The sequence below is a fragment of the Pseudonocardia oceani genome, assembly GCF_019263585.2.
Classification (GTDB): domain Bacteria; phylum Actinomycetota; class Actinomycetes; order Mycobacteriales; family Pseudonocardiaceae; genus Pseudonocardia; species Pseudonocardia oceani.
In genome coordinates this window covers 6,638,074-6,661,555 of sequence record NZ_JADQDF010000001.1, presented here as the reverse complement: position 1 = coordinate 6,661,555, position 23,482 = coordinate 6,638,074, and the positions used below count along the sequence as shown (strand labels likewise).

Annotated in this window: 20 protein-coding genes; 14 read left to right on the top strand and 6 right to left on the bottom strand. The window is 74.5% G+C overall.

Features of this window, described 5'->3' with window-relative positions; translation table 11 throughout:
- From I4I82_RS33285 to I4I82_RS33275, 3 genes are all read right to left on the bottom strand, one after another.
- The coding region (locus I4I82_RS33285) for an FAS1-like dehydratase domain-containing protein (RefSeq protein WP_218596395.1) at positions 1 to 440 on the bottom strand (440 nt) is incomplete at its 3' end.
- 336 nt (positions 441 to 776) lie between these two features.
- The gene (locus tag I4I82_RS33280; RefSeq protein ID WP_226369853.1) at positions 777 to 1,964 is read right to left on the bottom strand and encodes a PP2C family protein-serine/threonine phosphatase; all 1,188 of its coding nucleotides are present in this window, start codon (positions 1,962 to 1,964) and stop codon (positions 777 to 779) included.
- Complete coding sequence (locus I4I82_RS33275) at positions 1,961 to 2,761, bottom strand: alpha/beta fold hydrolase (protein ID WP_226369852.1); 801 nt, start codon at positions 2,759 to 2,761, stop codon at positions 1,961 to 1,963. The genes I4I82_RS33280 and I4I82_RS33275 overlap by 4 nt, the downstream gene beginning before the upstream one ends.
- 825 nt (positions 2,762 to 3,586) lie before the next feature.
- Between I4I82_RS33275 and I4I82_RS33270 the strand changes: the two genes are divergently transcribed.
- The 3 genes from I4I82_RS33270 to I4I82_RS33260 all read left to right on the top strand — a co-directional run bounded on the left by I4I82_RS33270 (position 3,587) and on the right by I4I82_RS33260 (position 7,776).
- Entirely contained in the window at positions 3,587 to 5,539 is a 1,953-nt protein-coding gene (locus I4I82_RS33270; RefSeq protein ID WP_218593542.1) for an ATP-dependent Clp protease ATP-binding subunit, read from the top strand.
- Between the two features lie 72 nt (positions 5,540 to 5,611).
- Positions 5,612 to 6,076 (top strand): DIP1984 family protein, encoded by a 465-nt coding sequence (locus tag I4I82_RS33265; protein ID WP_218593541.1) that lies wholly within the window; start codon positions 5,612 to 5,614, stop codon positions 6,074 to 6,076.
- 320 nt (positions 6,077 to 6,396) lie between these two features.
- On the top strand, positions 6,397 to 7,776 hold the full coding sequence (locus I4I82_RS33260; protein ID WP_218593540.1) for an MFS transporter: 1,380 nt from the start codon (positions 6,397 to 6,399) through the stop codon (positions 7,774 to 7,776).
- Here I4I82_RS33260 and I4I82_RS33255 read toward each other — a convergent pair.
- Together I4I82_RS33255 and I4I82_RS33250 are read right to left on the bottom strand one after the other, a co-directional pair.
- Positions 7,754 to 8,608 carry a vWA domain-containing protein gene (locus I4I82_RS33255; RefSeq protein WP_226370408.1) on the bottom strand — a complete coding sequence of 285 codons (855 nt, stop codon included), beginning with the start codon at positions 8,606 to 8,608 and terminating at the stop codon, positions 7,754 to 7,756. The genes I4I82_RS33260 and I4I82_RS33255 overlap by 23 nt on opposite strands.
- A 98-nt stretch (positions 8,609 to 8,706) precedes the next feature.
- Complete coding sequence (locus I4I82_RS33250) at positions 8,707 to 9,618, bottom strand: AAA family ATPase (RefSeq protein WP_226370407.1); 912 nt, start codon at positions 9,616 to 9,618, stop codon at positions 8,707 to 8,709.
- Positions 9,619 to 9,717: 99 nt separating this feature from the next.
- Here I4I82_RS33250 and I4I82_RS33245 point away from each other — a divergent pair, with 99 nt between their 5' ends.
- The 6 genes from I4I82_RS33245 (at position 9,718) to I4I82_RS33220 (ending at position 16,301) form a co-directional block, all read left to right on the top strand.
- Positions 9,718 to 10,461: an SDR family oxidoreductase gene (locus I4I82_RS33245; RefSeq protein WP_372451714.1), complete on the top strand. Its 744-nt coding sequence runs from the start codon at positions 9,718 to 9,720 to the stop codon at positions 10,459 to 10,461.
- Positions 10,462 to 10,489: 28 nt separating this feature from the next.
- On the top strand, positions 10,490 to 11,191 hold the full coding sequence (locus tag I4I82_RS33240) for a dienelactone hydrolase family protein (RefSeq protein WP_226370406.1): 702 nt from the start codon (positions 10,490 to 10,492) through the stop codon (positions 11,189 to 11,191).
- Positions 11,192 to 11,285: 94 nt separating this feature from the next.
- The gene (locus I4I82_RS33235; protein ID WP_218593578.1) at positions 11,286 to 12,569 is read left to right on the top strand and encodes an MFS transporter; all 1,284 of its coding nucleotides are present in this window, start codon (positions 11,286 to 11,288) and stop codon (positions 12,567 to 12,569) included.
- A gap of 277 nt (positions 12,570 to 12,846) precedes the next feature.
- On the top strand, positions 12,847 to 14,175 hold the full coding sequence (locus I4I82_RS33230) for a ferredoxin reductase family protein (RefSeq protein WP_218593579.1): 1,329 nt from the start codon (positions 12,847 to 12,849) through the stop codon (positions 14,173 to 14,175).
- A 61-nt stretch (positions 14,176 to 14,236) separates the two neighbouring features.
- The gene (locus tag I4I82_RS33225; RefSeq protein WP_218593580.1) at positions 14,237 to 15,232 is read left to right on the top strand and encodes a DUF4142 domain-containing protein; all 996 of its coding nucleotides are present in this window, start codon (positions 14,237 to 14,239) and stop codon (positions 15,230 to 15,232) included.
- 73 nt (positions 15,233 to 15,305) lie between these two features.
- Positions 15,306 to 16,301, top strand: coding sequence for a hypothetical protein (locus I4I82_RS33220; protein WP_218596394.1), 996 nt, complete (start codon positions 15,306 to 15,308; stop codon positions 16,299 to 16,301).
- A 21-nt stretch (positions 16,302 to 16,322) separates the two neighbouring features.
- Here the strand turns inward: I4I82_RS33220 and I4I82_RS33215 are convergent, their stop codons facing one another.
- Positions 16,323 to 17,546 carry an ROK family protein gene (locus I4I82_RS33215; protein ID WP_218594286.1) on the bottom strand — a complete coding sequence of 408 codons (1,224 nt, stop codon included), beginning with the start codon at positions 17,544 to 17,546 and terminating at the stop codon, positions 16,323 to 16,325.
- A 98-nt stretch (positions 17,547 to 17,644) separates the two neighbouring features.
- Here I4I82_RS33215 and I4I82_RS33210 point away from each other — a divergent pair, with 98 nt between their 5' ends.
- Genes I4I82_RS33210 through I4I82_RS33190 form a run of 5 tightly spaced genes read left to right on the top strand, consistent with a single transcriptional unit; the run spans position 17,645 to position 23,451 of the window.
- A complete protein-coding gene (locus I4I82_RS33210) occupies positions 17,645 to 19,159 on the top strand; it encodes a sugar ABC transporter ATP-binding protein (protein ID WP_218594288.1) in 1,515 nt (504 codons plus the stop codon).
- Positions 19,152 to 20,189, top strand: a complete 1,038-nt coding sequence (locus tag I4I82_RS33205) for an ABC transporter permease (protein WP_218594287.1) — start codon at positions 19,152 to 19,154, stop codon at positions 20,187 to 20,189. The genes I4I82_RS33210 and I4I82_RS33205 overlap by 8 nt, the downstream gene beginning before the upstream one ends.
- Before the next feature lie 51 nt (positions 20,190 to 20,240).
- Complete coding sequence (locus tag I4I82_RS33200) at positions 20,241 to 21,296, top strand: substrate-binding domain-containing protein (protein ID WP_218596393.1); 1,056 nt, start codon at positions 20,241 to 20,243, stop codon at positions 21,294 to 21,296.
- Positions 21,293 to 22,447, top strand: coding sequence for a Gfo/Idh/MocA family protein (locus I4I82_RS33195; protein WP_218592428.1), 1,155 nt, complete (start codon positions 21,293 to 21,295; stop codon positions 22,445 to 22,447). The genes I4I82_RS33200 and I4I82_RS33195 overlap by 4 nt, the downstream gene beginning before the upstream one ends.
- Positions 22,447 to 23,451 carry a sugar phosphate isomerase/epimerase family protein gene (locus I4I82_RS33190; protein ID WP_218592427.1) on the top strand — a complete coding sequence of 335 codons (1,005 nt, stop codon included), beginning with the start codon at positions 22,447 to 22,449 and terminating at the stop codon, positions 23,449 to 23,451. The genes I4I82_RS33195 and I4I82_RS33190 overlap by 1 nt, the downstream gene beginning before the upstream one ends.
- Positions 23,452 to 23,482 lie beyond the last annotated feature (31 nt).

Sequence of the window (23,482 nt, the reverse complement as noted above, 5' to 3'; positions counted from 1 at the left end):
CCGTCGGCGGACAGTTCGTGGCGCACGGTCACGAACGCCATCTCCCCGGTGCGGCCGGTCTTGGTGGTGACGGCGGTGACCGAGGACCGGGTGTGCAGCAGGGATCCGTGGGTGATGTCCCCGGTGTGGTGCAGGCGTCCTCCGGCGAACATGCGGCGCCGGCCGGGGATCGGGGGCAGGAACGGCCCGTGCGCGGGGTGTCCGTCCTCGCCGATGTCGGCGGTGGCGGGGTGGTCGAGCAGGGTGAACCAGTGCCACATCGGAGGCAGCGGGGTGCCTGCGTCGAGGGCGGGCGGTGCGGCGTCGATCAGGGCGGCGAACGCGGCGGAGGACCAGGGGTCGACCCGGCGCGAGGTCTCGACCACGGGCGGGGCCCAGTGGGCGAGGTGGTCGGACAGGGTGCCGGTGGTCGGGGTGCCGGTGGTCGGGGTGTCGGGCACGGTTCCTCCTCGGGGGAGGGTCCAGCATCGCGGTAGCGGTGGTGATCCGTGGGATGACGATGCGCACACCTCGGGGTGCCCGTCGTGTGTGCGACGCGGTGGGCGTGGATCAGTCCTGCGACTCGCGGACGTCCGCCCCCCGCTCGGCGCGCGGCGTTCCACATGCCCTCCGCGACGATCTCGCGCTCGTAGTGCACGACGCCGCCGCTCGGGATCGCGCGCAGGTCCGTCGGTTCCCGGCGCGTGACGGTCCCGGTGCACTCCATCTGTGTACTTCACGGTCGTCCTCCGCTCGGGCAAACCGACGGTGGTGGCCCGACCTCTATCAGCCCAGCCTCATGGATGGCCCGGGGAGGCGCGCAGCGCGAGGAGCGCGACGTCGTCCTCGACGCCGTCACCGAGGTCTGCGAGCAGCCGCGCGACGGTGGTGACCGCGGCCGCGGCGGAGACCGGGCCGAGCCCGGCGGCCAGGGCGAGCAGACGCTCCTCCTCGTAGCGGTCGTCGGGGCCGGGGCCGGTCCGGGCCTCGGTGAGCCCGTCGGTGTGGAGCAGGAGGGTGTCGCCGGGTGCGAGGTCGGTCTCCGTGACGGCGACCGCGGGGGAGTCGATGGCGCCCAGGAGCTGCCCGCCGGCGACGTCGAGGTACCGCGCGCCGCCGGCGCCGGACAGCACCAGCGGAGCGGGGTGCCCGGCCGTGCCCATGACGACGCGGGCGCCGTCGGAGGAAGGGGTGACCCGGCCGAAGACGGCGGTGCACAGCGCGTGGACGCCGGGCCGGCGCTCCTGGCGCAGGACGGTGTTGAGGGTGTTCAACACCGTGGTGGGGTCGGGGTCGTACACCGCGGCCGAGCGCAGGGCGTAGCGGGTCAGCGAGGTGAGTGCCGCCGCGACGGCGCCCTTGCCGCAGACGTCGCCGAGGAAGAACGCCCAGCCCCCGCCGGCGAGCGGGAACACGTCGTAGAAGTCGCCGCCGACCTCGTCGTCGGAGCCGGGGTGGTAGTGCGCGGCGAGCTCCAGGCCGGGGACCACGGGCAGCGTCGGCGGCAACAGGGAGCGCTGCAGCTCGCGCGCGAGCCGCCGGGCGCTGTCGCGCTCGCGGTCGGCGGCCTCGCGGGCGCGCAGCAGCTCCCGCTCGTACCCCCGGCGGCCGACGGCCTCGAAGACCGCGGTGCGGATCCCGGTCGGCCGACCGGCCCCGTCGTGGGTGACCGCGGAGCTCAGCAGCACCGGCACGCGACCGCTGCGGCCCCGCAGCTCCACCGCGATCCCGCCCACCGAGCCCTGCATGCTCAGCAGCGGGGCGAAGTGGGTCTCGTGGTAGATCCGGTCGCCGACACCGAGCAGGTCGACGAACCGGCGCCCCACCAGCTCGTCGCGGCGGCCCCCCAGCAGGTCCAGCAGGGTCGCGTTGACCCGGGTGATCGTGCCGTCCATGCGGGTGGAGAGCAGCCCGCACGGGGCCCGGTCGTACAGGTCCGCCGGGTCGTCGTCGGAGGGCCCGTCGACCGGCGCGGCGGAGCTCACCGGGCGTGCACGAAGTCCAGGACCGCCGCGGCGGTCTGCTCGGGCGCCGACAGCTGCGGGCAGTGGCCGATCGCGTCGAGGAGGACGAGCGTGCTGCCGGGGATGCGGTCGTGCACGTAGGCGCCGACCTCCGGCGCGGCGATCACGTCGTGGGTGCTCTGCAGGACGAGGGTCGGCACCGCGACGCCGGCCAGGTCGACCCGGTTGTCGGACAGGAACGTGGTGCGGGCGAAGACGCGGGCGATGTCGGGGTCCATCCGGCAGAAGCTGTCGGTCAGCTCCCGGCCGAGCTCGGGGCGGTCGGGGTTGCCCATGATGGCCGGGGCCATGGTGGCCGACCACCCCAGGTAGTTGCTGGCCAGGGAGTCGAGCAGCTCGTCGATGTCCTCGCGGCTGAAGCCGCCCCGGTAGTCGGCGTCGTCGACGTAGCGCGGGGACGGGGCGACCAGGACGAGCCGGCCGATGCGGTCGGGGACGAGGGCGGCGGTGAGCACGCCGATCATGGCGCTGACCGAGTGGCCGACGAGCACGACGTCGCGCAGGTCGAGCTCGCGGCAGATCTCCGCGACGTCGGCGGCGTACCCGTCGAGGGTGGAGTAGCGGTCGGGGTCCCAACGGGTCGGGTCGGACCCGCCCGCACCGATGAAGTCGAACGACACCACCCGGCACGTGCGTTCGAGGATCGGCGCGACGAGGCGCCACATGTGCTGGTCGCAGCCGAAGCCGTGCGCGAGCAGCAGGAGCGGGCCGTCGGCCCGGCCGGACTGCCGGACGTCGAAGGCGTGACGCGTGTGCACCCCGTCAGCCTCTCACCACCGGCGCGATCGCGGGCGGCCCACCATGGTCAGGGCCCCGTCGTGGTCACGGCCGCACGTCGCTCATCGTGCGCAGACCTTCCCCTTCACCGACTCGAGGATCGTCGCGGTCGACGGGCGACGGTCACCGATGCGCTGGAGGCGCTCCACGACCGCGGGGACGAGGTGGTCGTGCACCGCGAGAGCAGACCGAACGTGTCGCGCGCCTGCGGAAGCCGGCCGGGCTCGCGGCGGGCGCCGGCCACATCACCGGCTCGGTCGTGGACGCGAACGGCGGCGGCTTCATCGGCGGCGCGGGTCGCGTTCCGCGGAACGCGGGCGGCTCGCACACAGGCTGCGGTGCTGGCACACAGGGCCGGAGGTGTGTGCGAGCTGCGGGAGGTGTGTGCGAGCCGGCCTTCGGCCACCTGCGTACGTCCCGGCATGCGCGGACGACCAGGAGGTGCGCAGTTCGCGGCCCGCCGGTCCCGCTGCGTCCCGCAGGCCTCAAGCCGCGCGGCCGGCGCCGCTCAGCGTTCCGCGGAACGCGGATGGGACGCCTCCGACCGCTCGCACCGCGTTCCGCGGAACGCTCGGCCGCACTCCGGGCGCACTCCGGGCGCACCGCACCGCCGTCCCCGCGCCTGCGCCACCGGACACCGGCACGGACGGTCCGGCATCGTTCCGCGGAACGCGACCCGACGCCGCAGCGCGTTCCGCGGAACGCTCTCGCGCCCCGGAACCGCCGCACCGGGCCCCCCGCCGCGCGGACGGGCACCATGGAAGGGAGGTCCCGATCTGCGGGGCCGCACATCGGGGGTACCGCACATGTCGCAGCCGTTCGGGGGCGGGCTCGGCCCGCTGGAGGGCCTGGTCGGGGGCCTGCTGCGCAGCCTGGAGGAGCAGCTGTCCGACGGCCTGCGCGACGACCGGTCCGAGGGGGAGCGCAGCCCGTTCGGCGTGCCGCGCGAGGACGCGCCCCGGACGGGGACGACCGAGCGGCCCCGCGCCCGCACCCCGCAGCTCGACCGCCACGGCCGCGACCTCACCGACGCCGCCCGCCGCGGCCTGCTCGACCCGGTGATCGGGCGGGAGGACGAGGTCGACCAGGTGCTGGAGGTGCTCGGGCGGCGCACCAAGAACAACCCGGTGCTCGTCGGCGACCCGGGCGTCGGCAAGACCGCGATCGTCGAGGGCATCGCGCAGCGCGTCGCCGACGGGGAGGTGCCGCCGGCGCTGCGGGGCGTGCGGGTGGTGTCGCTGGACCTGGCCGGGATGGTCGCGGGCACCCGGTACCGCGGCGACTTCGAGCAGCGCGTCACCGCCGTCGTCAACGAGGTGGTGGCGGCGCGGCGGTCGGTCGTGCTGTTCGTCGACGAGGTGCACGCCGTCGTCGGCGCCGGCTCGGCCGAGGGCGGGGCGCTCGACGCCGCCACGATCCTCAAGCCGGCCCTGGCCCGCGGCGAGCTGCAGCTCATCGGCGCCACCACCGCCGAGGACCACCGCCGCCACATCGCCCGCGACGCCGCACTGGAGCGCCGGTTCGAGCCCGTCCACGTCGCCGAGCCGACGCCGGCCCAGACCCTGGAGATCCTGCGCGGGCTGCGCGCCCGCTACGAGCGCCACCACGGCGTCACCATCACCGACGGGGCGCTGGAGGCGGCGGTGCGCCTGTCGGCCCGGTACGTCCCCGACCGCTTCCAGCCCGACAAGTCGATCGACCTGGTCGACCGCTCCGCCGCCCGCCTCAGCCTGCGCGGCCTGACCGACGGGGACGGCGGGACGGCCCGGGAACTCACCGCCGACGCGATCGCCGACGCCGTGGCCCGCAGCACCGGCATCCCCAGCGCCCGCCTGCGCGACGGCGAGGCGGCGGAGCTGCTCGACCTCGACGAGCGCCTCGCGCGCCGGGTCGTCGGCCAGGCCGAGGCGGTCGCCGCCGTGGCCGACGCGGTGCGCCGCAGCCGCGCGGGGCTGGCCTCACCGGAGCGGCCCGTGGGGTCGTTCCTGTTCCTGGGCCCGACCGGCGTCGGCAAGACCGAGCTGGCCCGCGCGCTGGCCGAGGCGCTGTTCGGCACCGAGGAGCGGATGGTGCGTCTGGACATGAGCGAGTACGGCGACCGCTCCGGCCTCACCCGCCTGCTCGGCGCCCCGCCCGGGCACATCGGCTACGACGACGCCGGGCAGCTCACCGAGGCCCTGCGCCGCCACCCGTACACGGTGCTGCTGTTCGACGAGGTCGAGAAGGCGCACCCCGACGTGCTGGCCGTCCTGCTCCAGCTGCTCGACGCCGGGCGTCTCACCGACTCCCACGGCCGCGTCGCCGACGCCAGCCACGCCGTCGTCGTGCTCACCAGCAACCTCGGCGCGGCCACGCTGCTGTCCGGGCGCGCCGTCGACGACGTGCGCGAGGAGGTGCTGGCCGAGGCCCGGCTGCGGCTGGCGCCCGAGCTGGTCGGGCGCGTCGACGAGGTCGTGCCCTTCGCCGCGCTCACTCCGGCCGACCTCGCGCGGATCACCGGGCTGCTGCTGGGCGCCACCCGCGACCGCCTGGCCGAGCAGGGCCTCGAGCTCGCCGTGTCCGACGCGGCCGTCGCCTGGCTGGCCGCGCGCGGGCACCGGCCCGAGCACGGCGCCCGGCCGCTGCGCCGCACCATCGCCCGCGAGCTCGACCGCCCGCTGGCCCGGCTGCTGCTGGCCGGGCGGGTGCCGCCCGGCAGCACGGTCCGCGTCGACGCCCCCGACGACGACGGCACCGCTCTGCTTCTCACCACGGACTGAAATCCCGCGCGCGGCGGGCGCCCCGGCTGGCATCCTGACGACCGATCCCGATCACCGGGGAGGGGGGACGTCGTGAAGCTGGCCGAGGGGCTCGCGCTGCGCGCCGACGCGCGGCGCCGCGTCGAGCAGATGCGCTCGCGGATCACCGCGAGCGCGCGCTACCAGGAGGGCGAGGAGCCCGCCGAGGACGCCGCCGCGCTGCTGGTCGAGGCCGAGGCGGCGCTCGACGAGCTGCAGTCGATGATCCGGCGCGTCAACCGCACGAACGCCGCCACCGACCTCGGCGAGGACGGCACGATGACCGACGCCCTCGCCCGCCGCGACGTCCTGCGCCTGCGCCACGGGCTGCTGGGCGACGCCGCCGACGCGGCGTCGGGTGCGGGGCACGGCCACCGCCAGCTGCGCTCCGAGCTGCGCCGGCTCGCGGCGCTGCCGGTGGCCGAGCTGCGGTCGCGGGCCGACCGCGTCGCCCGCGACGTCCGCGAGCTCGACGTCCGCATCCAGCGGGCCAACTGGGAGGTCGACCTGCTCGACTGAACGACCGGACGCGGGAGCAGGTAGCCCGCGGGGGAGCGGGCACACGCCGCGGGCCGGCGGCTCATCCGGCCCACCTGGGCGCGCAGAGGGCAGCGCAGGGAGTTCGACTCTCCCGATCACGATGCAGCCCCGCACGTCGCACAGGTGATCCGTGCACCGCGCACGACGCACCACCACGTGCCGGCCCCCGAGGGTGAGGGTGGGGTCGGGGCACCCCGCGTCCGGGACGACGACGAGGACGACGACGAGGACGACGAGAGCACGACGACCGGGAGGAGGCACCACAGATGAGTTCCGGCTCCGCGGACCGTCCCACCACCATGAGCACCGCGACCACCGGCGACACCACGGGCACCGGCACCGACCGCGTCTTCCGGCACCTGCTGGCCGACACCCTGCTGGTGTCGGTCACCCACTTCACGGCGTGGTTCGCGATCACCTTCTTCGTCTACCTGCAGACGCGCTCGGTCGTGGCCACGGGCGTCATCGCCGGGCTGTTCCTGGTGATGACGTCGCTGTCGGGCATCTGGTTCGGCAGCCTCGTCGACCACCACCGCAAGCGCACCGTGATGATCGCGTCGAACGCCGTGTCGCTGGTGCTCTACACCGCCGCGTTCGCGCTGTACCTGGCCGTCGGCGACGCCGCGCTCACCGACCCGACCTCACCGCTGCTCTGGGGCCTGGTGCTGCTCGTGATGAGCGGCGTGATCGTGGGCAACCTGCGCGGGATCGCGATGTCGACGGCGGTGACGCTGCTGGTCCCCGCCGAGCGCCGCGACAGGGCCAACGGGCTGGTCGGCACGGCGTCGGGCGTGTCGTTCCTGGTCACGTCGGTGATCAGCGGCCTGCTCGTGGGCCTGTCGGGGATGTTCCACGTGCTCGTGCTGGCGCTCGTCGTCGTCGCCGGGTCGGCGGTGCACCTGCTGTTCCTGCGGATCCCGGGCGACCGCGTCGCCGCCGACGAGTCCGACGGCGGGCGCATCGACCTGCGCGGCACGCTGCTGGTGGTCACCGCCCTGCCCGGGCTCGTCGCGCTCATCGCGTTCAGCACGATCAACAACTTCCTCGGCGGCGTCTACATGGCGCTGCTCGACGCCTACGGCCTCTCCCTCATGTCGGTGCAGGCGTGGGGGCTGCTGTTCGGGGTGCTGTCCACCGGCTTCATCCTCGGCGGCCTGGTGATCGCGCGGCGCGGGCTCGGGCCGAACCCGCTGCGGTCGCTGCTGCTCGCGAACGTCGGCCTGTGGGTGATCGCGACGACGTTCACGCTGCACCGCTCGGTGGTCCTGTTCGCGATCGGCATGTACCTCTACATGAGCCTGATCCCGTGGATCGAGGCCTCCGAGCAGACGGTGCTGCAGAAGGTCGTGCCCTTCGAGCGCCAGGGCCGGGTGTTCGGGTTCGCACAGAGCGTCGAGCAGGCCGCGTCGCCGCTGACGGCGTTCCTCATCAGCCCGGTCGCGCAGTTCGTGTTCATCCCGTTCATGACGACGGGCGCGGGCGTCGACCTCATCGGCGGCTGGTTCGGCACCGGCCCCGACCGCGGCCTCGCGCTGGTGTTCGTGCTGACGGGCCTGGTCGGGCTGGCCGTGACGCTGGCGGCGCTGCGGACGCGGCAGTACCGCGACCTGTCGGAGCGCTACGCGCGGGCGGCGGCGGACGGGTCGGCGGCCCCGGTCACCCCGGCAGCAACCGGTTGAGCGCGGGCGCCACGTCGCGGTGGGTGTGCACCGCGGCGAGGCGGCCGTGCCCGAGCCGGGCGAGGTCGGCGCCGAGTTCGCGGTCGTGCTCGCCGTCGGTCTGCAGCAGGACGTGCAGCTCCGGGAAGCGCCGGGCCAGCTCCCGGGGGTCGGGGCCTGCGTTGTGCACGGCGTCGGTGAGCAGCACGGTCGTGCGCCGGCGGGCGGCGGAGCGGGCCAGCTCGGCGTGGGCGACGGTGAGCGCGAAGTGCACGTTGGTCAGGCCGCGGGCGGGGATGCGCAGCAGCGCGTCGAGCAGCCGGGCGGGCGGGACGGGCGCGGTGAGGGGCGCGAGCAGCGCGGCGTCGGACCAGAAGGCGACGACGGCGAGCTGGTCGTCGCGCAGGTCGGTCGACAGCGCGGCGACGGTCGCGGCCGCCATCCGGACCTTCTCCCCGCGCATCGACCCGGAGACGTCGACGACGAGCACCACCGAGCGGCGCGACCGCATCCGCTCCCGGACGACGATGTCGGTGTCCTCGGGGACGGGCCGCTCGGCGAGGACGTCGAGGGTGCGGTCGAGGTCGATGTCGTCGGAGCGGTACCGGTAGGGGACGCTCGCCAGCCGCCCGCTGCCGCGCTCGGCGCGGGGGTCGCGGGGGCGGCGCCGGACCGCCAGTCGGCGCGCGATCCGCTGCGCCATCGCGGCGATCTCGGGGTCGGGGACGCGGTCCTCCAGCAGCTCGGCGACGTCGCGCTGCGTCGCGGTCTGCCGGGTGAGCTGCACCCCCTGCCCGCCCGCGGGCAGGTCGGCGACGTCGCCGTCCCGCCCGGCGGGGTCGAGGTCGACCACAACCGGGGCGCCCGGCCCGTCGCGGAACAGGTCGGGTGCGGTGGTGAGCTGCTTGGGACGGCGGCGCAGCGGGGCGAGCGGGCGCGCCGCGGGCAGCTCTACGGCGTTGTCGACGTCGAGCTGGTGGGGACCCGGCGCGGCCCGCCGGGGCGCGAGAAAAAATGGTTCTCCCAGATCTCGGTGATCACCGCCTCCGGGGTGGTGTCGGCCGCCTCGTCGACGCCGATCCGCGCCGAGAGCGCGAGCAGGGCGGCGTCGAGGACGCGGCGGGGGCGGTCGCCGTCGTGGCTGCCCATCGCCTCCAGCTCGACGGCGATCGCGGCGAGGTCGATCGCGCCGCGCACCGAGGAGCCGCGGCGCAGGTCGCGGTGCGAGCGGGTGGCCCGGGTGAGCGCGACGGCGTCGGCGACGAGCTGCTCGTCGGCCGTGCCGGTGCGGGCGCGCACGATGTCGGACTCCTCGGCGGCGTCCTGGTAGCCGATCGCGAGGCGGCACCAGCGGTCGTAGACGGAGTCGGAGATGCGTGCGGTGCCGACGTCGTCGAAGGGGTTCATCGACGCCAGCACGCGGAAGGTGGGCAGGGCGGTGATCAGCCCGACGCGGGGGACGGACACCTCGCGCTCGGCCATGGCGGCGAGCAGGACGTTGAGTGTGTCCTCGGGGGCGCGGTTGAGCTCCTCGATGTAGAGGAACCCGCCGGCCTGCATGGCCTCGACGAGCGGACCGGGGACGAAGTTGTCGGGGGAGTAGTCCTCGCGCAGCACCCGGGCGGGGTTGTGGTGGCCGACGAGCCTCGCAGGTGTCAGCTCGGCGTTGCCCTCGACCAGCACGAACGGCACGCCCCAGTTGGCGGTGATGGCGCGCAGCATCGTCGACTTCGACGTGCCGGGCGGGCCCTCGAGCATGATGTCGCGGCCGGCGGACACGGCCGCGAGCACGAGGTCGAGCTCGCGGCGACGGCCGACGACGCCCCGGGCGATGTCGTCGCGGCGGGTGGGTGCGGTGGTCACGTCCGCCAGCATCGCATCCGCAGGCGTCGTCCGAGAGGTCCGCGGGCGGGCAGGATGGGCGTCACACCGCCGGGCCCCCGGCGTCGACGAGGAGGATCCGTGACCGACCTGTTCGACCTCACCGGCAAGGTCGCCGTCGTCACCGGCGGCGGCCGAGGCATCGGCGCGATGATCGCCCGCGGCCTGCTCGACGCCGGGGCGCGCGTCTACGTCACCTCGCGGCGGGTCGAGCCCGTCGAGGGGATGGTCGCCATCACCGCCGACCTGTCCCGCGAGGAGGAGTGCGTCCGGCTCGCCGGCGAGCTCGGCGAGCGGGAGCCCGCGGGCGTGCACGTCCTGGTCAACAACGCCGGCGCCACGTGGGGCGCGCCGATGGCGGAGTTCCCGGCGTCGGGGTGGGACAAGGTCCTCGACCTCAACCTCAAGGCGCCGTTCTTCCTGACTCGCGCGTTCCAGCCGCTGCTGGAGGCCGCGGCCACCGACGACGACCCGGCGCGCGTGATCAACGTCGGGAGCATCGACGGGCTGCGCGTGCCGTCGTTCGAGAACTACAGCTACAGCGCGAGCAAGGCCGGCGTCCACCAGCTCACGCGGGTGCTCGCCGCGCAGCTCGGGCCCCGCCGGATCACGGTGAACGCGATCGCGCCCGGCCCGTTCCCGACGAAGATGCTGGCCGCGGTGCTGGACGTCGAGGGCGAGGCGATCGCCGCCTCGTCCCCGCTGGGCCGCATCGGCCGGGCCGAGGACATGGCGGGCGCCGCGGTCTACCTGTCCTCGCGCGCCGGGGCGTGGGTCACCGGGGTGGTCCTGCCCGTCGACGGCGGGATCGCGACGACCCGCTGAGCCTCCGCGCCGCGGGTAGGGTCTGCGCGTGCCTGCGATCACGGTCCCCGGAGCCACCACCGTCAGCTCCCTGGAGGCGTACCTCGCGGTGCCGCCCGGTGAGGGCCCGTGGCCCGGCGTCGTCGTCCTGCACGAGGCGTTCGGCCTCAACGCCGACACCCGGGCCCAGGCCGACAAGCTCGCCGCCGCCGGCTACCTCGCCGTCGCGCCGGACCTGCTCACCGCGGGCGGGCTGCGCTGCCTGCGCTCCACGTTCTCGGCGATGCTCGCCGGCGAGGGCCCGGCCTTCGGCGACATCGAGGCCACCCGCACCTGGCTGGTGGCACAGCCCGACTGCACCGGCCGCGTCGGCGTCATCGGGTTCTGCCTGGGCGGCGGGTTCGCGCTGGCCGCGGCCTCGCGCGGGTTCGACGCCGCCGCCCCCAACTACGGGCGCCTGCCCCGCAACGCGCGGGAGGTCCTGGTGGGGGCGTGCCCGGTCGTCGCCAGCTACGGCGGGTCCGACCGCACCCTGCGCGGCGCGGCGGGGGAGCTGGACTCGCTGCTCACCGAGCTCGGCGTCGAGCACGACGTCGAGGAGTACCCCGGCGCCGGGCACTCCTTCCTCAGCACGGCCACGGGTCCGTCGGCGTCGCTGATGAAGGTGATGGGCATGGGGCCGCACCAGCCGTCGGCCGACCGGGCGTGGGAGCGGATCCTCGGCTTCTTCGTGTCGCACCTGCGTTCCTGACCGCGCGGACGTTCCTGACCGCGCGGACGTTTCTGACCGCGCGGACCGCACCAGCGGGTGACGGGAGCGGGCGGGTCGCTTACCGTCGGTCGGCATGTCGGAGCGAACGGCCGCGGCCGCGGCACACCGCCTGCCCGTCCGGACCCTCGTCGCGGCGTCCGTCGGCAACGCCATCGAGTGGTACGACTGGACCATCTACGCGACGTTCAGCATCTACTTCGCGACGCAGATCTTCTCCCCGGACGACCCGGCGCTGGCCCTGATCGGCGCGCTGGCGACCTACGCGCTGGCGTTCTTCTTCCGCCCGCTGGGCGGCCTGCTGCTCGGGCGCTTCGCCGACCTGCGCGGCCGGCGCACCGCGATGCTCCTGACGATCCTGCTGATGGCCGGCGGCTCGTTCGTCATCGGCGTGCTGCCCACCTACGAGGCCGTCGGCTGGCTCGCGCCGGTCCTGCTGCTGCTCGCGCGGATCGCGCAGGGCATGTCGCTGGGCGGGGAGGTGTCGAACGCCTCGGCCTACCTGGCCGAGATCGCGCCGCCCGAGCGCCGCGGGCGCTACTCGTCGTTCTTCTACATCTCCACCGGTGGCGCCGTGCTCCTGGCCTCGCTGCTGGGCGCGCTGCTCACCGCCGTGCTGTCCGAGGACCAGCTCGCCTCCTACGGCTGGCGCATCCCGTTCCTCATCGGCGGCGTGCTCGGCCTGATCGGGCTGTGGCTGCGCCGGGCGATGCCCGAGACCGACCAGTACGCCGAGAACAAGGAGAAGGCGCAGGCACTGCGGAACCCGCTGCGGACGACGCTGCGCGAGCACCCGAAGGCCGTCGCCCAGCTCGTCGGGTTCACGCTGCTCTCGACGCTCTGCTACTACACGTTCTTCTCCGCCCTCACCCCGTTCGCGGTGCAGGAGGGCGCCGCCGCGGGCGACGTGTTCGTGGCGCTGTCGATCGCGACGGCGCTGTTCGTGGCGCTGCAGTACCCGATGGGCGCGCTGTCGGACCGGCTCGGGCGGCGCCCGCAGCTGCTCGTCTGGTCGGCGGCCACCGCGGTGCTCATCGTCCCGCTGTCCTGGCTCATCGGCCCGGGCCTGGGCGGCCTGCTCGTCGTGTTCTGCGTCGGCCTGGCCCTCTACACGGCGATGACGTCCATCGCGCCCGCCGTGATGAGCGAGCTGTTCCCCACCGAGCTGCGCGGCCTGGGCATCGGCGCCTGGTACAACCTGACGGTCGCGGTGTTCGGCGGCACGGCGCCGCTGATCATCACGGCGCTGCGCCAGGCGGGCGCAGCGGACCTGTTCTTCGTCTACGTCGCCGTGGGCGCGGTGATCTCCTTCGTCACCGTGCTGCGGATGCGCGAGACGCGCGGGGAGGTTCTGCGGTAGGGCCGTCCGGAGCGCCGAGCGCGACCCGCCGCACCGCCGGGCGCACGCCCAGCTGTCGCTCACAGGAGTCGGGCGGGCACGCGCCGCAGCGGGAGCGGTGAGCGGTGACCGGGCCGGGGGAGCGTCGGCCTCCCTGAGACCGTGACGGCGCACTCGGCGCAACTCCTGGTCCGAACGGCCGAACCGGTCCCCGCTCGTCGCACCCGGGACGACGGTCGGCCCGAGGGGCTCTCAGGCTCGCAACCTCCACCCGTGGCCCCCTTCTAACGTCCCCGCCATGACCGACGGCACCTATCCCGCGAGCACCGTGCGCGCCACGTGGATCGCCGGGCTGGGCTTCGTGCTGGTGGGCCCGGTGCTGATCCGCCTGGTCACGGCACCGGCCGCTCCACTGTGGACGCAGCTGTCGACGACGACGGGCCTGCTCGCGCTGTCGGCGATGGTGTGCGCCGCCGTGCTGCCGTCGCGGGTCCGGTCGCTGACCCGGGCGTTCGGCATCGAGGGCATCCTCGAGGTCCACCGCAGCCTCGGGACCCTCGCGGCCGGGCTGGTGCTGCTGCACCTGGCCTGCGTGGTCGCGGCCGACCCGGCGAACGTGGCGCTGCTGTCCCCGTCGCGCGCCACCCCGGCGTCGCGGTGGGCCGTCGCCGCCACCCTCGCGCTGGCGCTCGTCGTGGTGCTGGCCGTGACGCGGTCGCGCTACCGGCACCTGCCCTACGAGCTCTGGCGCTGGACACACGTCGGGCTCGCCGCCGTCGCCGTCACCGGGTCGGCGCTGCACGTGTGGTACCTGCAGCAGCTCGTCGCCGACGCCGTGATGAGCGCGGTGCTCTCCCTGCTCACCGTCGCCCTGGTCGCCGTGCTGCTGCACCGCTGGCTGCTGCGCGCGGTCTTCGACCCGTCCGCGGAGTTCCTGGTCCGGGAGGTCCGCACCGAGACGCCGTCGATCAGCACGCTGGTCCTCGACCGCCGCCGCGCCCGCCACGGCTCGGACGCCGTCGACTGGACGTTCGCGCCCGGCCAGTTCGCCTGGCTGCGCCTGGCCCGCTCGACCCACGCCGAGGAGCACCCCTTCACCATCGCGTCCTCGGCCCACGACCCCGACTCCGTCGAGTTCACGATCCGCCACGCCGGCACGTTCACCTCGGCCGTCGCCGACCTGCGCCCCGGGCAGCCGGTCTGGGTCGACGGCCCGCACGGGGCCTTCACCGTGGACGACTCCCGCTCGGCCACCGGCGTCGTCATGATCGCGGGCGGCGTCGGCGTGACGCCGATGATGAGCATGCTGCGCACCGCGGCCGACCGCGGGGACGCCCGCCGGTTCCATCTCGTCCTCGTCGTGTCCCGCCGCGAGGACGTGCTGTTCCGCGACGAGCTCGCCGCGCTCGCCGACCACCTGTACCTGCACGTCACCGAGGTGCTGCGCGGCCCCCACCGCAACGCGACCGCCCCGCTCACCACCGCACTCGCCGGCGTCCCCGACCCCGGCTCGCTGGACTACTTCGTCTGCGGCTCGCCGACCCTCGTCGAGACCGCGTTCACCTCGCTCGCCCTGCTCGGTGTTCCCCCGGACCACGTCCGCACCGAGCAGTTCGACATGGCCTGACCCCGCCCGGACCGGTTCCTCCCCAGACCCGTCCCGTGCAAGACCCGAAAGGCTCCCCCACATGCTCCGCCGTGTTCCCCGCGCCCTGCGCACGGCCGTGATCGTCGTGGTGCTGCTCGCCGTCAGCGCCTCGATCGCCCAGTCCTGGGCGTCCGGCACACCCGGCACCGCCGGCTACACCCAGACCGAGTGGGGTCCGCTGGGCCCCGCCGACCGCGACCTGCTGGTGAAGGTCCGCCTCGCCGGACTGTGGGAGGCCCCCACCGGGCAGCAGGCCGAGCAGCAGGCCAGCCGCGCCGAGGTGCAGACCGTCGGCACCAACATCCATCACGAGCACGTCGAGCTCGACCAGCTGGTGATGGAGGCCGCCGACCAGCTCGGCGTGCTCGTGCCCAGCCGCCCGACTGCGGAGCAGCTGGCGTGGATGAACGAGATGTCCGGACTCACCGGCACCGACTACGACCGCGTGTTCGTGCAGCGCCTGCGCGCCGCGCACGGCGCCGTCCTGCCGGTCATCGCGGCGGTCCGGGTCGGCACCCGCAACGAGCGGGTCCGCCAGTTCGCCGCGCAGGCCGACGAGTACGTGACCCGCCACATCGGCTACCTGGAGAGCACCGGCCTCGTCGACTACTCGGAGCTGCCCGAGGCCCCGTCGCCCGGCCTGCTGTCGCAGGGGCGCGGCCCCGTCGACCTCATCGTGCCCGGCCTCGTCGTCCTGGCCGCCGTGCTCGCCGCGTTCGCCCTGTTCACCGCGATGCGGAGGCGGTCGGTCGCGGTGCCCGTCCGCGGCCCGGTGCCCGACGCCACGGCCCGGGCGATCGCGGCCATCGCCGCACCCTCGCCCGAGCGCGGTGAGGTGCCTCCGCACTCGCGCTACCCGGAGTCCCACATCACCGGGTCGCACCCGCGGCTGCCGGACCCCGGCATCTCCCAGACCGGCCCCCAGTCCCGGATCTCCCCGGGGCGCGTCACCGGCGAGGACGTCTCGCCCGGCGTCACCGGCACCGGCTCGCACCGCGTCTCGCAGACCGGCCCGCGCCACTCCGTCAAGCGCTGACCCCTTCCCAGCTCCGCGCCGCCGCTCCCCGCTCCCGGTGCACCCGCTCCCCGTCCCCAGAGAGGCACCCCCGATGCGCGATGTCGTGCTCCCCGACCCGACCCTGCCCGAGAACAGTCCGTCCGCCCGCGCCCGCCGCGCCGCGCTGACGATCATGGCGGCCGCCGCCGTCGTGCTCCTGCCCACCGCGTGCGACTACGCCATCGCCACCCCGACGACCGACGGCGGCGGCTACGGCCAGGGCGCCGGCGAGGGCTACGGCCAGGGTGGCGGCGGCCACTCCGGCCACGCCGGCGGCTCCACCAGCACCATCCAGACCGTCCCCGCCGGCAACACCCAGGAGCTGGAGCCGACCTCCGCACAGGAGACGCCGGCCGAGGACGGAGCGACCGAGGAGACGACCGCGGCCGAGGAGACCACCTCCGCGCAGGAGACGACCGCGGCCGAGGAGACGACGGACACCACCACCACCTCGGAGACCACCACGGAGTCGGCGGCCCCCGCGCCCGCCCCGCCCGCCGCCGGCCTGGAGATCCTCGGCGACGACTGCACCACCAGCGAGCTCGAGCCGCACACCGGCTTCCAGGACGCCCCCCGCTGCGTCGCGATCGCGTTCGGCGAGGTGGCCGCGGCCGCCCAGAGCCCGTCGCTGCTCATCACCGACGCACCGCAGACCGTGGCGGCGGGGGAGGAGTTCACCCTCGAGGTGAGCACCCGCAACCTCGTCCGCGACCGGTTCCTCGGCGCCGCGGCGGGCGGCTACTACCGCGAGAGCTCCTTCCTCACCGACGAGGGGATCCAGCGCGGCCACTTCCACACCGCGTGCCGCATGCTCGACTCCGTCGACGTCGCCCCCGACGCCGAGCCCGCCCCCGCGTTCTTCCTCGCCACGCAGGACAACGGCGGCGGCGCCGAGCCCGACGTCGTCACGGTGCCGGTGAACCCGATGCCCGGCCCGGGCACCGCGCAGTGCGCCGTGTGGGCCGGTGACGGGTCGCACCGCATCCCGATGATGCAGCGCGCCAACCAGACGCCCGCGATGGACGTCGTGCGGATCGTGGTCGAGTAGCAGCCCTGCTCCCGAGCAGCCCTACCGGCCGAGCAGGCCGATGTGCTCGGGGGAGAGCACCCGCTCGACCCCGAGCACCGAGGCCCCGCCCAGCCCGGCGTGCTCACCGAGCACGCTGGTCGCGAGCACCAGGTTGCGCGTGGCCAGCGGCAGTGCCCGCTGGTAGACGACGCTGCGGACCCCGGCGAGCAGCTCGTCGCTCGCCGAGGTGACCGAGCCGCCCAGCGTGACGCGCGCCGGGTTGTAGAAGTGCACGAGCATCGCGACGACCTCGCCGATGAGCGCGGCCGCCTCCCGCACCAGCGCCATCGTGGCGGGGTCGGCGCGGGCGACGAGCGCGCGCACCTCGGCCGCGCTGACCGGCTCGCCGCCGGCGGCGCGCGCCAGCCGCTGCCCGATCGCGGTGACCGAGGCGACGGCCTCGATGCAGCCGATGTTGCCGCACACGCAGACGGTGTCGGGAGCGCCGCGGACGCGGACGTGCCCGATGTCGCCGGCCGCGCCGTCGGCGCCGTGGTGCAGCACGCCCTCGCGGGTGACGAGCCCGCCGCCGATGCCGGTGCCGACCTTGACGAACAGCAGCGGCGACTGCTCGGCCGGCAGTGCGCGGGCCTCGCCCAGCGCGCGCAGGTTGACGTCGTTCTCCAGGACGACCGGGCAGTCGTAGGTCTTCTGCAGCCGCGCCGCCACCGGGTACGCGTGCCAGCCCGGCATGATCGGCGGGCGCACCGGGACGCCGAGGTGGCCGTCGACCGGCCCCGGCAGGCCGATGACGACCGCGCGCACCGGGGCGGGGGCGCGGGCGCGAAGCCGGTCGAGCGCCGCCTCGACCCGGCTCAGCACGGCGTCGGGCCCGTCGCGCACGTCGACGTCGACGCGCTCGTGCCCGAGCACCTGCTGGCGCAGGTCGACCACGGCGACGTGCGCCCCGCGCGCGCCGACGTCGGCCAGCAGCACCGCACCGGACCGGGGGGACAGCGCCAGCCGGTCGGCGGGCCGCCCGCGCCCCGTGGTCGGGCGGAGCCCGTCGGGCTGCAGGACGCCCCGCGAGAGGAGCTCGTCGACGGCCGCGCTGACGGTGGTGCGGGCCAGCCCGGCGGCCGGAACGAGGTCGGCCTTGCTCACCGCCGTGCCCGAGGCGACCAGCCGTGCGACGGTGCTCAGGGTGACGTCGGCGTCGACCCGGCCCGACAACGGGGGCGTGTCGAGGCGCAGGGCCGGCAGGGTCCACGACGGTGCAGACATCACGACCAGATTTCGTCCGAAAAATAGCTTGAACAGACATTATTCTGCCGTTGTAGGACACTGGTCAATCCTCCTAGGTTTCCCCCGTGTTGCTGGAGATGCGGGGCATCGTCAAGGACTTCCCGGGCGTCCGGGCGCTCGACGGCGTCGACCTCGACGTGGCCGAGGGGGAGGTGCACTGCCTCCTCGGGCAGAACGGCGCGGGCAAGTCGACGCTGATCAAGGTGCTGGCCGGCGCCCACCGGCCGGACGAGGGCGAGCTGCGCTGGGCGGGTGAGCCCGTCGTGTTCGGCTCCCCGCAGGCCGCCGACGCCGCCGGGATCGCGACCATCCACCAGGAGCTCGACCTGGTGCCCGGGCTGAGCGTCGCGGAGAACATCGTGCTCGGCCACGAGCCGTCGCGGCTGGGCTTCACCCGCCCCCGCGACGCCGAGGGCACCGCCCGCGCACTGCTGCGGCGCCTGGGCCACCCCGAGATCCCGCCGGGCCGCGAGCTCGGACGCCTGCCGGCCGCCGGGCAGCAGGTCGTCAGCATGGCGCGGGCGCTGGCCCGCGACGCGCGGCTGATCGTCATGGACGAGCCGTCCGCGGTGCTCGACCCGCACGAGGTCGAGAACCTGTTCCGGGTCATCCGCGAGCTCACCGCCGAGGGTGTCGCCGTCGTCTACATCTCCCACCGGCTCGCCGAGATCCGCGAGATCGGCGACCGCGTCACCGTCCTCAAGGACGGGCGCACCGTCGCCCGCGACCTCCCGGCGCGCACCACCCCGACCGCCGACGTCATCACGCTGATGACCGGCCGCACCACCGAGCACGCCTTCCCTCCCCGTCACAGCCCGCCCGGCACCGGCGACGTCCCCGGCGACGTGGTGCTGGAGGTCGAGGGGCTCTCGCGCGCCGGGGAGTTCGCCGACGTCTCCTTCACCGTGCGCGCCGGCGAGGTCGTCGGCCTGGCCGGGCTGGTCGGCTCCGGGCGCTCGGAGATCCTCGAGACCGTCTACGGCGCGCGCCGCGCGACCGCGGGCACCGTCCGCGTCGACGGGCGCACGCTGCGCCGGGGCTCGGTCCCCGCCGCGGTGCGCTCGGGCGTCGGCCTGTGCCCGGAGGAGCGCAAGAGCCAGGGCCTGCTGCTGGGCGAGCCGGTCTACCGCAACGTGTCGCTGCCCGCGCTGGGCCGCTTCGCCCGCGCCGGGTTCGTCCGGGAGAACGCCGAGGTGGCCGCCGCCCGCGAGGTCACCGAGCAGCTCGACGTGCGCCCGGCCGACCCGATGCGCGTGGTCCGCACGCTCTCGGGCGGCAACCAGCAGAAGGTCGTGCTGGCCCGCTGGCTGCTGCGCGGCTGCCGGGTGCTGCTGCTCGACGAGCCCACCCGCGGCGTCGACGTCGGCGCCCGCAGCGAGATCTACGCCCTGGTCCGCAGCCTCGCCGCGAGCGGCGTGGCCGTGGTCCTGGTGTCCAGTGAGGTGCCGGAGGTGCTCGGTCTCGCCGACCGGGTGCTGGTCGTCCGCGAGGGGGCGGTCGTCCACGAGGCGCCGAGCGACGAGCTCGACGAGAGCCGGGTCCTCGACCTGGTGATGGAGACCCACGACGTGAAGGGACACACCCATGCCTGACCAGGAGCTGGTCACGGCGCCCGCCGCCGACGAGAGCGGACGGGTCGAGAAGGCCGCGACGGCCGCCGACCGGGGCCCCTCGCGCGCGGCGCGCCTGCTCGACAGCGGGGCCGGGCGCAACCTCGGCCTCGTCGCCGTGCTCGTGCTGCTGTGCGTGGTCGGGGTCTCGACCGCCGACACGTTCGCCACGACGTCCAACCTGCTGACGATCCTCACGTCCGCGTCGATCATCGGCGTGATCACCGTCGGCGTCACCTTCGTGATCATCGGCGGCGGGATCGACCTGTCCGTCGGCAAGGTGATGGCGCTGGCCTCGGTCTGGGCGACCACCGTCGCAACCCAGTCCTACGGGCCGTGGGTCATGATCTTCTGCGCACTCGCCGTGGGCGCGGGGGCGGGCCTGGTCAACGGCCTGCTCATCGCCTACGGCCGCATCGTCCCGTTCATCGTGACGCTGGCGATGCTCATCACGGCCCAGGGCCTCGCGGAGCGGATCTCCGGGCGGCGCAGCCAGATCGTGGTCGACCCGGTCATCGCCGGCATCGCCAACACCCGCCTGCTCGGGATCCCGCTGCTGGTGTACATCTTCGCCGCCGTGGTGGCGCTGGGCTGGGTGCTGCTCAACCGCACCACGTTCGGCCGCCGCACGTTCGCCATCGGCGGCAACCCCGAGGCGGCCCGCCTCGCCGGCCTCGACGTCAAGCGCCACACCATCGCGCTCTACGTCCTGTCCGGGCTCTGCTGCGGCATCGCCGCGATCATGATCGCCTCGCTGACCACCACGGGGTCGAGCACCCACGGCACGCTCTACGAGCTCGACGCCATCGCCGCGGTGATCATCGGCGGCACGCTCCTCACGGGCGGCCGCGGCACGCTCATCGGCTCGATCCTCGGCGTGCTCGTCTTCACCACGATCACGAACCTGTTCGTCCTGAACAACCTGGCGACCGAGGTCCAGAACATCGCCAAGGGCGTGATCATCGTCGTCGCCGTCCTGATCCAGACGCGCGCCCAGCGCGCCTCCACCTGACCCGTCCCGCACCCCCCGCACGACCCCCCCGCACGAAGGAGTGCCCCACTCATGTCCGACACGTCCGCTCTCGCGCGCCGCGGTTTCCTCGTCGGCGCCCTCGGTGTGGGTGCCGCGCTGACCGCGGCCTGCACCAGCAATGCCGCCGCCCCCGCCCCGGCCGGCACCAACACCGCCCCCGCCGCCGGCGACAACGCCGAGCCCGGAACGCCGGTGACCATCGGCTTCTCCGCCCCCGCCGCCGACCACGGCTGGATCGCGGCCATCGCCGCGAACGCCCAGGCGCAGGCCGGGCAGTACAGCGACGTGACGCTGGAGGCGGTCAACCCGACCAACGACATCACCCAGCAGATCGCCGCCGTCGAGACGCTGATCAACCAGGGCGTCGACGCGCTGGTGATCCTGCCCAACGACGGCAGCCAGCTCACCTCGCTGGGCCGCCGCGCGATGGACGCGGGCATCCCGGTCATCAACCTCGACCGGATCTTCGACTCGCCGCTGGCCTACCGCACCTGGATCGGCGGCGACAACTACGGCATGGGCGTCTCCGCGGGCACCTACATCGGCACCCGCCTGCGCGACGCCGGCGTGGCGAACCCGGTCATCGGCGAGATCGCCGGCATCGACAACCTGCCGCTGACCCAGGCCCGCAGCCAGGGCTTCTCCGACGCGCTGGCGTCCTTCGGCTTCGCCGTCGGCCCGCGCCAGGCCGCCGACTTCACCGCGCAGGGCGGCCAGCGCGTCACCGCCAACCTGCTGCAGGCCGCCCCGCAGCTCGACGCCGTGTGGAACCACGACGACGACCAGGGCATCGGCGTCCTCGCGGCCATCACCCAGGCCGGGCGCAGCGAGTTCTTCATGGTCGGCGGCGCGGGCTCGGCCAACGCCATGCGCGAGATCAAGGCCGACACCTCGGTGCTCAAGGCGACGGTCACCTACAGCCCCACCATGGCCTCCTCGGCGATGGCGCTGGCCCGCCTCGTCGCGCAGAACCGCGGCATGGGCGACCTCGTCGAGAAGGAGGTGCCGACGTCGATCACGCTGGCGTCGGCCACGATCACCAAGGAGAACGTGGACACCTACCTGCCCCTGGGCTTCGAATCATGACCATGGCACGGCCCGGTCTGGGCGTCGGCATGGTCGGCCACGCCTTCATGGGGGCGGCCCACTCCCAGGCGTGGCGCACGGCGGGCCGGTTCTTCGACCTGCCGCTCACCCCGGACATGGCCGTGCTGTGCGGGCGCAACGCCGAGACGGCGCGCGCCGCGGCCGACCGGCTGGGGTGGCGCGACGTCGAGACGGACTGGAAGGACCTCCTCACCCGCGACGACGTCCAGCTCGTCGACGTCTGCACGCCCGGCGACACGCACGCGGAGATCGCGATCGCGGCGCTGGACGCGGGCAAGCACGTGCTGTGCGAGAAGCCGCTGGCCAACACCGTCGACGAGGCCCGGGCGATGGTGGCCGCCGCGCAGCGGGCGCAGGCGTCGGGCGTGCGGAGCATGGTCGGCTTCAACTACCGGCGCGTGCCCGCGGTCTCGCTGGCCCGTCGCCTGGTGGAGCAGGGGCGCATCGGCGAGGTCCGCCACGTGCGCGCCAGCTACCTGCAGGACTGGATCGTCGATCCCGAGGCGCCGCTGGTGTGGCGACTGCAGGCCGAGCGCGCCGGGTCGGGGGCACTCGGCGACATCGGTGCGCACGTCGTCGACCTGGCGCAGTTCGTCACCGGCGACCGCCTGTCGGGCGTCAGCGGGCTCACCGAGACGTTCGTGCGCGAGCGCCCGCTGCCGTCGGGGGAGGGCCGGGGACCGGTCACCGTCGACGACGCGGCGCTGTTCGTCGGCCGCTTCGGCGGCGGCGCGCTCGCGAGCTTCGAGGCGACGCGCTTCGCGACCGGGCGCAAGAACCAGATCCGCCTCGAGGTCAACGGCAGCGCGGGCTCGCTCGCGTTCGACTTCGAGCAGATGAACGAGCTCCAGTTCTTCGACGGCACCGACGACCCGGACGTCGCCGGGTTCCGGCGCATCCTCGTCACCGAACCGGGGCACCCCTACGCCGGAGCCTGGTGGCCGCCCGGCCACGGGCTCGGCTACGAGCACACGTTCACCCACGAGGTCGTCGACCTGGTGCGCGACGTCGCGGCGGGCACCGACCCCGTCCCGTCGTTCGCCGACGGGCTGCAGGTGCAGCTCGTGCTCGACGCCGTGGTCCGATCCGCCGCCGCGGGCAGCGGCTGGCAGGCAGTGGAGGAGAGCTGATGGCACGCCCGGTCACCCTGTTCACCGGTCAGTGGGCGGACCTGCCCTTCGAGGAGGTCGCGCGCCTGGCGGGGGGGTGGGGCTACGACGGCCTGGAGATCGCCTGCTGGGGCGACCACTTCGACGTGTGGGCCGCGGTCGAGGACGACACCTACGTCCAGGGCCGCCGCGACATCCTGGACAAGTACGGCCTGCAGGTGCACGCGATCTCCAACCACCTCACCGGGCAGGCGGTCTGCGACGACCCGATCGACGCCCGGCACGAGGCGATCCTGTCTCCGCGCGTGTGGGGCGACGGCGACGCCGAGGGCGTCCGGCAGCGGGCGGCCGAGGCCATGAGGACCACGGCGCGCGCCGCGGCGAAGCTCGGCGTCGACACGGTCGTCGGGTTCACGGGGTCGAGCATCTGGAAGACCGTGGCGATGTTCCCGCCGGTGCCGCAGTCGATGGTCGACGCCGGCTACCGCGACTTCGCCGACCGCTGGAACCCGATCCTCGACGTGTTCGACGAGGTCGGCGTGCGGTTCGCCCACGAGGTCCACCCCAGCGAGATCGCCTACGACTACTGGACGACGGTCGCGGCGCTCGAGGCCGTGGACCACCGCCCGGCGTTCGGCCTCAACTGGGACCCCAGCCACTTCGTGTGGCAGGACCTCGACCCGGTCGGGTTCCTCTGGGACTTCAAGGACCGGATCTACCACGTCGACTGCAAGGACGCGAAGCGCCAGGTCGGCAACGGCCGCAACGGCCGCATGGGCTCGCACCTCGCGTGGGCCGACCCGCGCCGCGGCTGGGACTTCGTCTCCACCGGACACGGCGACGTCCCGTGGGAGGCGTGCTTCCGGATGCTCAACACGATCGGCTACGACGGCCCGATCTCCGTGGAGTGGGAGGACGCGGGGATGGACCGGCTCGTCGGGGCGCCGGAGGCGCTGGAGTTCGTGCGCAGGCAGGCCTTCGACCCGCCCTCGGCGGCGTTCGACGCGGCCTTCTCGCAGAAGTAGACCGACGTCGCCTGCGGATCCTTGCGTGAGC

Bases quoted from the DNA above. Each gene is read 5' to 3' on its own strand.
- I4I82_RS33270 (WP_218593542.1), top strand. From the start codon at position 3,587: ATGTCGCAGCCGTTCGGGGGCGGGCTCGGCCCGCTGGAGGGCCTGGTC.
- I4I82_RS33225 (WP_218593580.1), top strand. From the start codon at position 14,237: ATGCTCCGCCGTGTTCCCCGCGCCCTGCGCACGGCCGTGATCGTCGTG.
- I4I82_RS33195 (WP_218592428.1), top strand. From the start codon at position 21,293: ATGACCATGGCACGGCCCGGTCTGGGCGTCGGCATGGTCGGCCACGCC.
- I4I82_RS33210 (WP_218594288.1), top strand. From the start codon at position 17,645: ATGCGGGGCATCGTCAAGGACTTCCCGGGCGTCCGGGCGCTCGACGGC.
- I4I82_RS33190 (WP_218592427.1), top strand. From the start codon at position 22,447: ATGGCACGCCCGGTCACCCTGTTCACCGGTCAGTGGGCGGACCTGCCC.
- I4I82_RS33235 (WP_218593578.1), top strand. From the start codon at position 11,286: ATGTCGGAGCGAACGGCCGCGGCCGCGGCACACCGCCTGCCCGTCCGG.
- I4I82_RS33220 (WP_218596394.1), top strand. From the start codon at position 15,306: ATGCGCGATGTCGTGCTCCCCGACCCGACCCTGCCCGAGAACAGTCCG.
- I4I82_RS33215 (WP_218594286.1), bottom strand. From the start codon at position 17,546: ATGTCTGCACCGTCGTGGACCCTGCCGGCCCTGCGCCTCGACACGCCC.
- I4I82_RS33230 (WP_218593579.1), top strand. From the start codon at position 12,847: ATGACCGACGGCACCTATCCCGCGAGCACCGTGCGCGCCACGTGGATC.
- I4I82_RS33205 (WP_218594287.1), top strand. From the start codon at position 19,152: ATGCCTGACCAGGAGCTGGTCACGGCGCCCGCCGCCGACGAGAGCGGA.
- I4I82_RS33260 (WP_218593540.1), top strand. From the start codon at position 6,397: ATGAGCACCGCGACCACCGGCGACACCACGGGCACCGGCACCGACCGC.
- I4I82_RS33200 (WP_218596393.1), top strand. From the start codon at position 20,241: ATGTCCGACACGTCCGCTCTCGCGCGCCGCGGTTTCCTCGTCGGCGCC.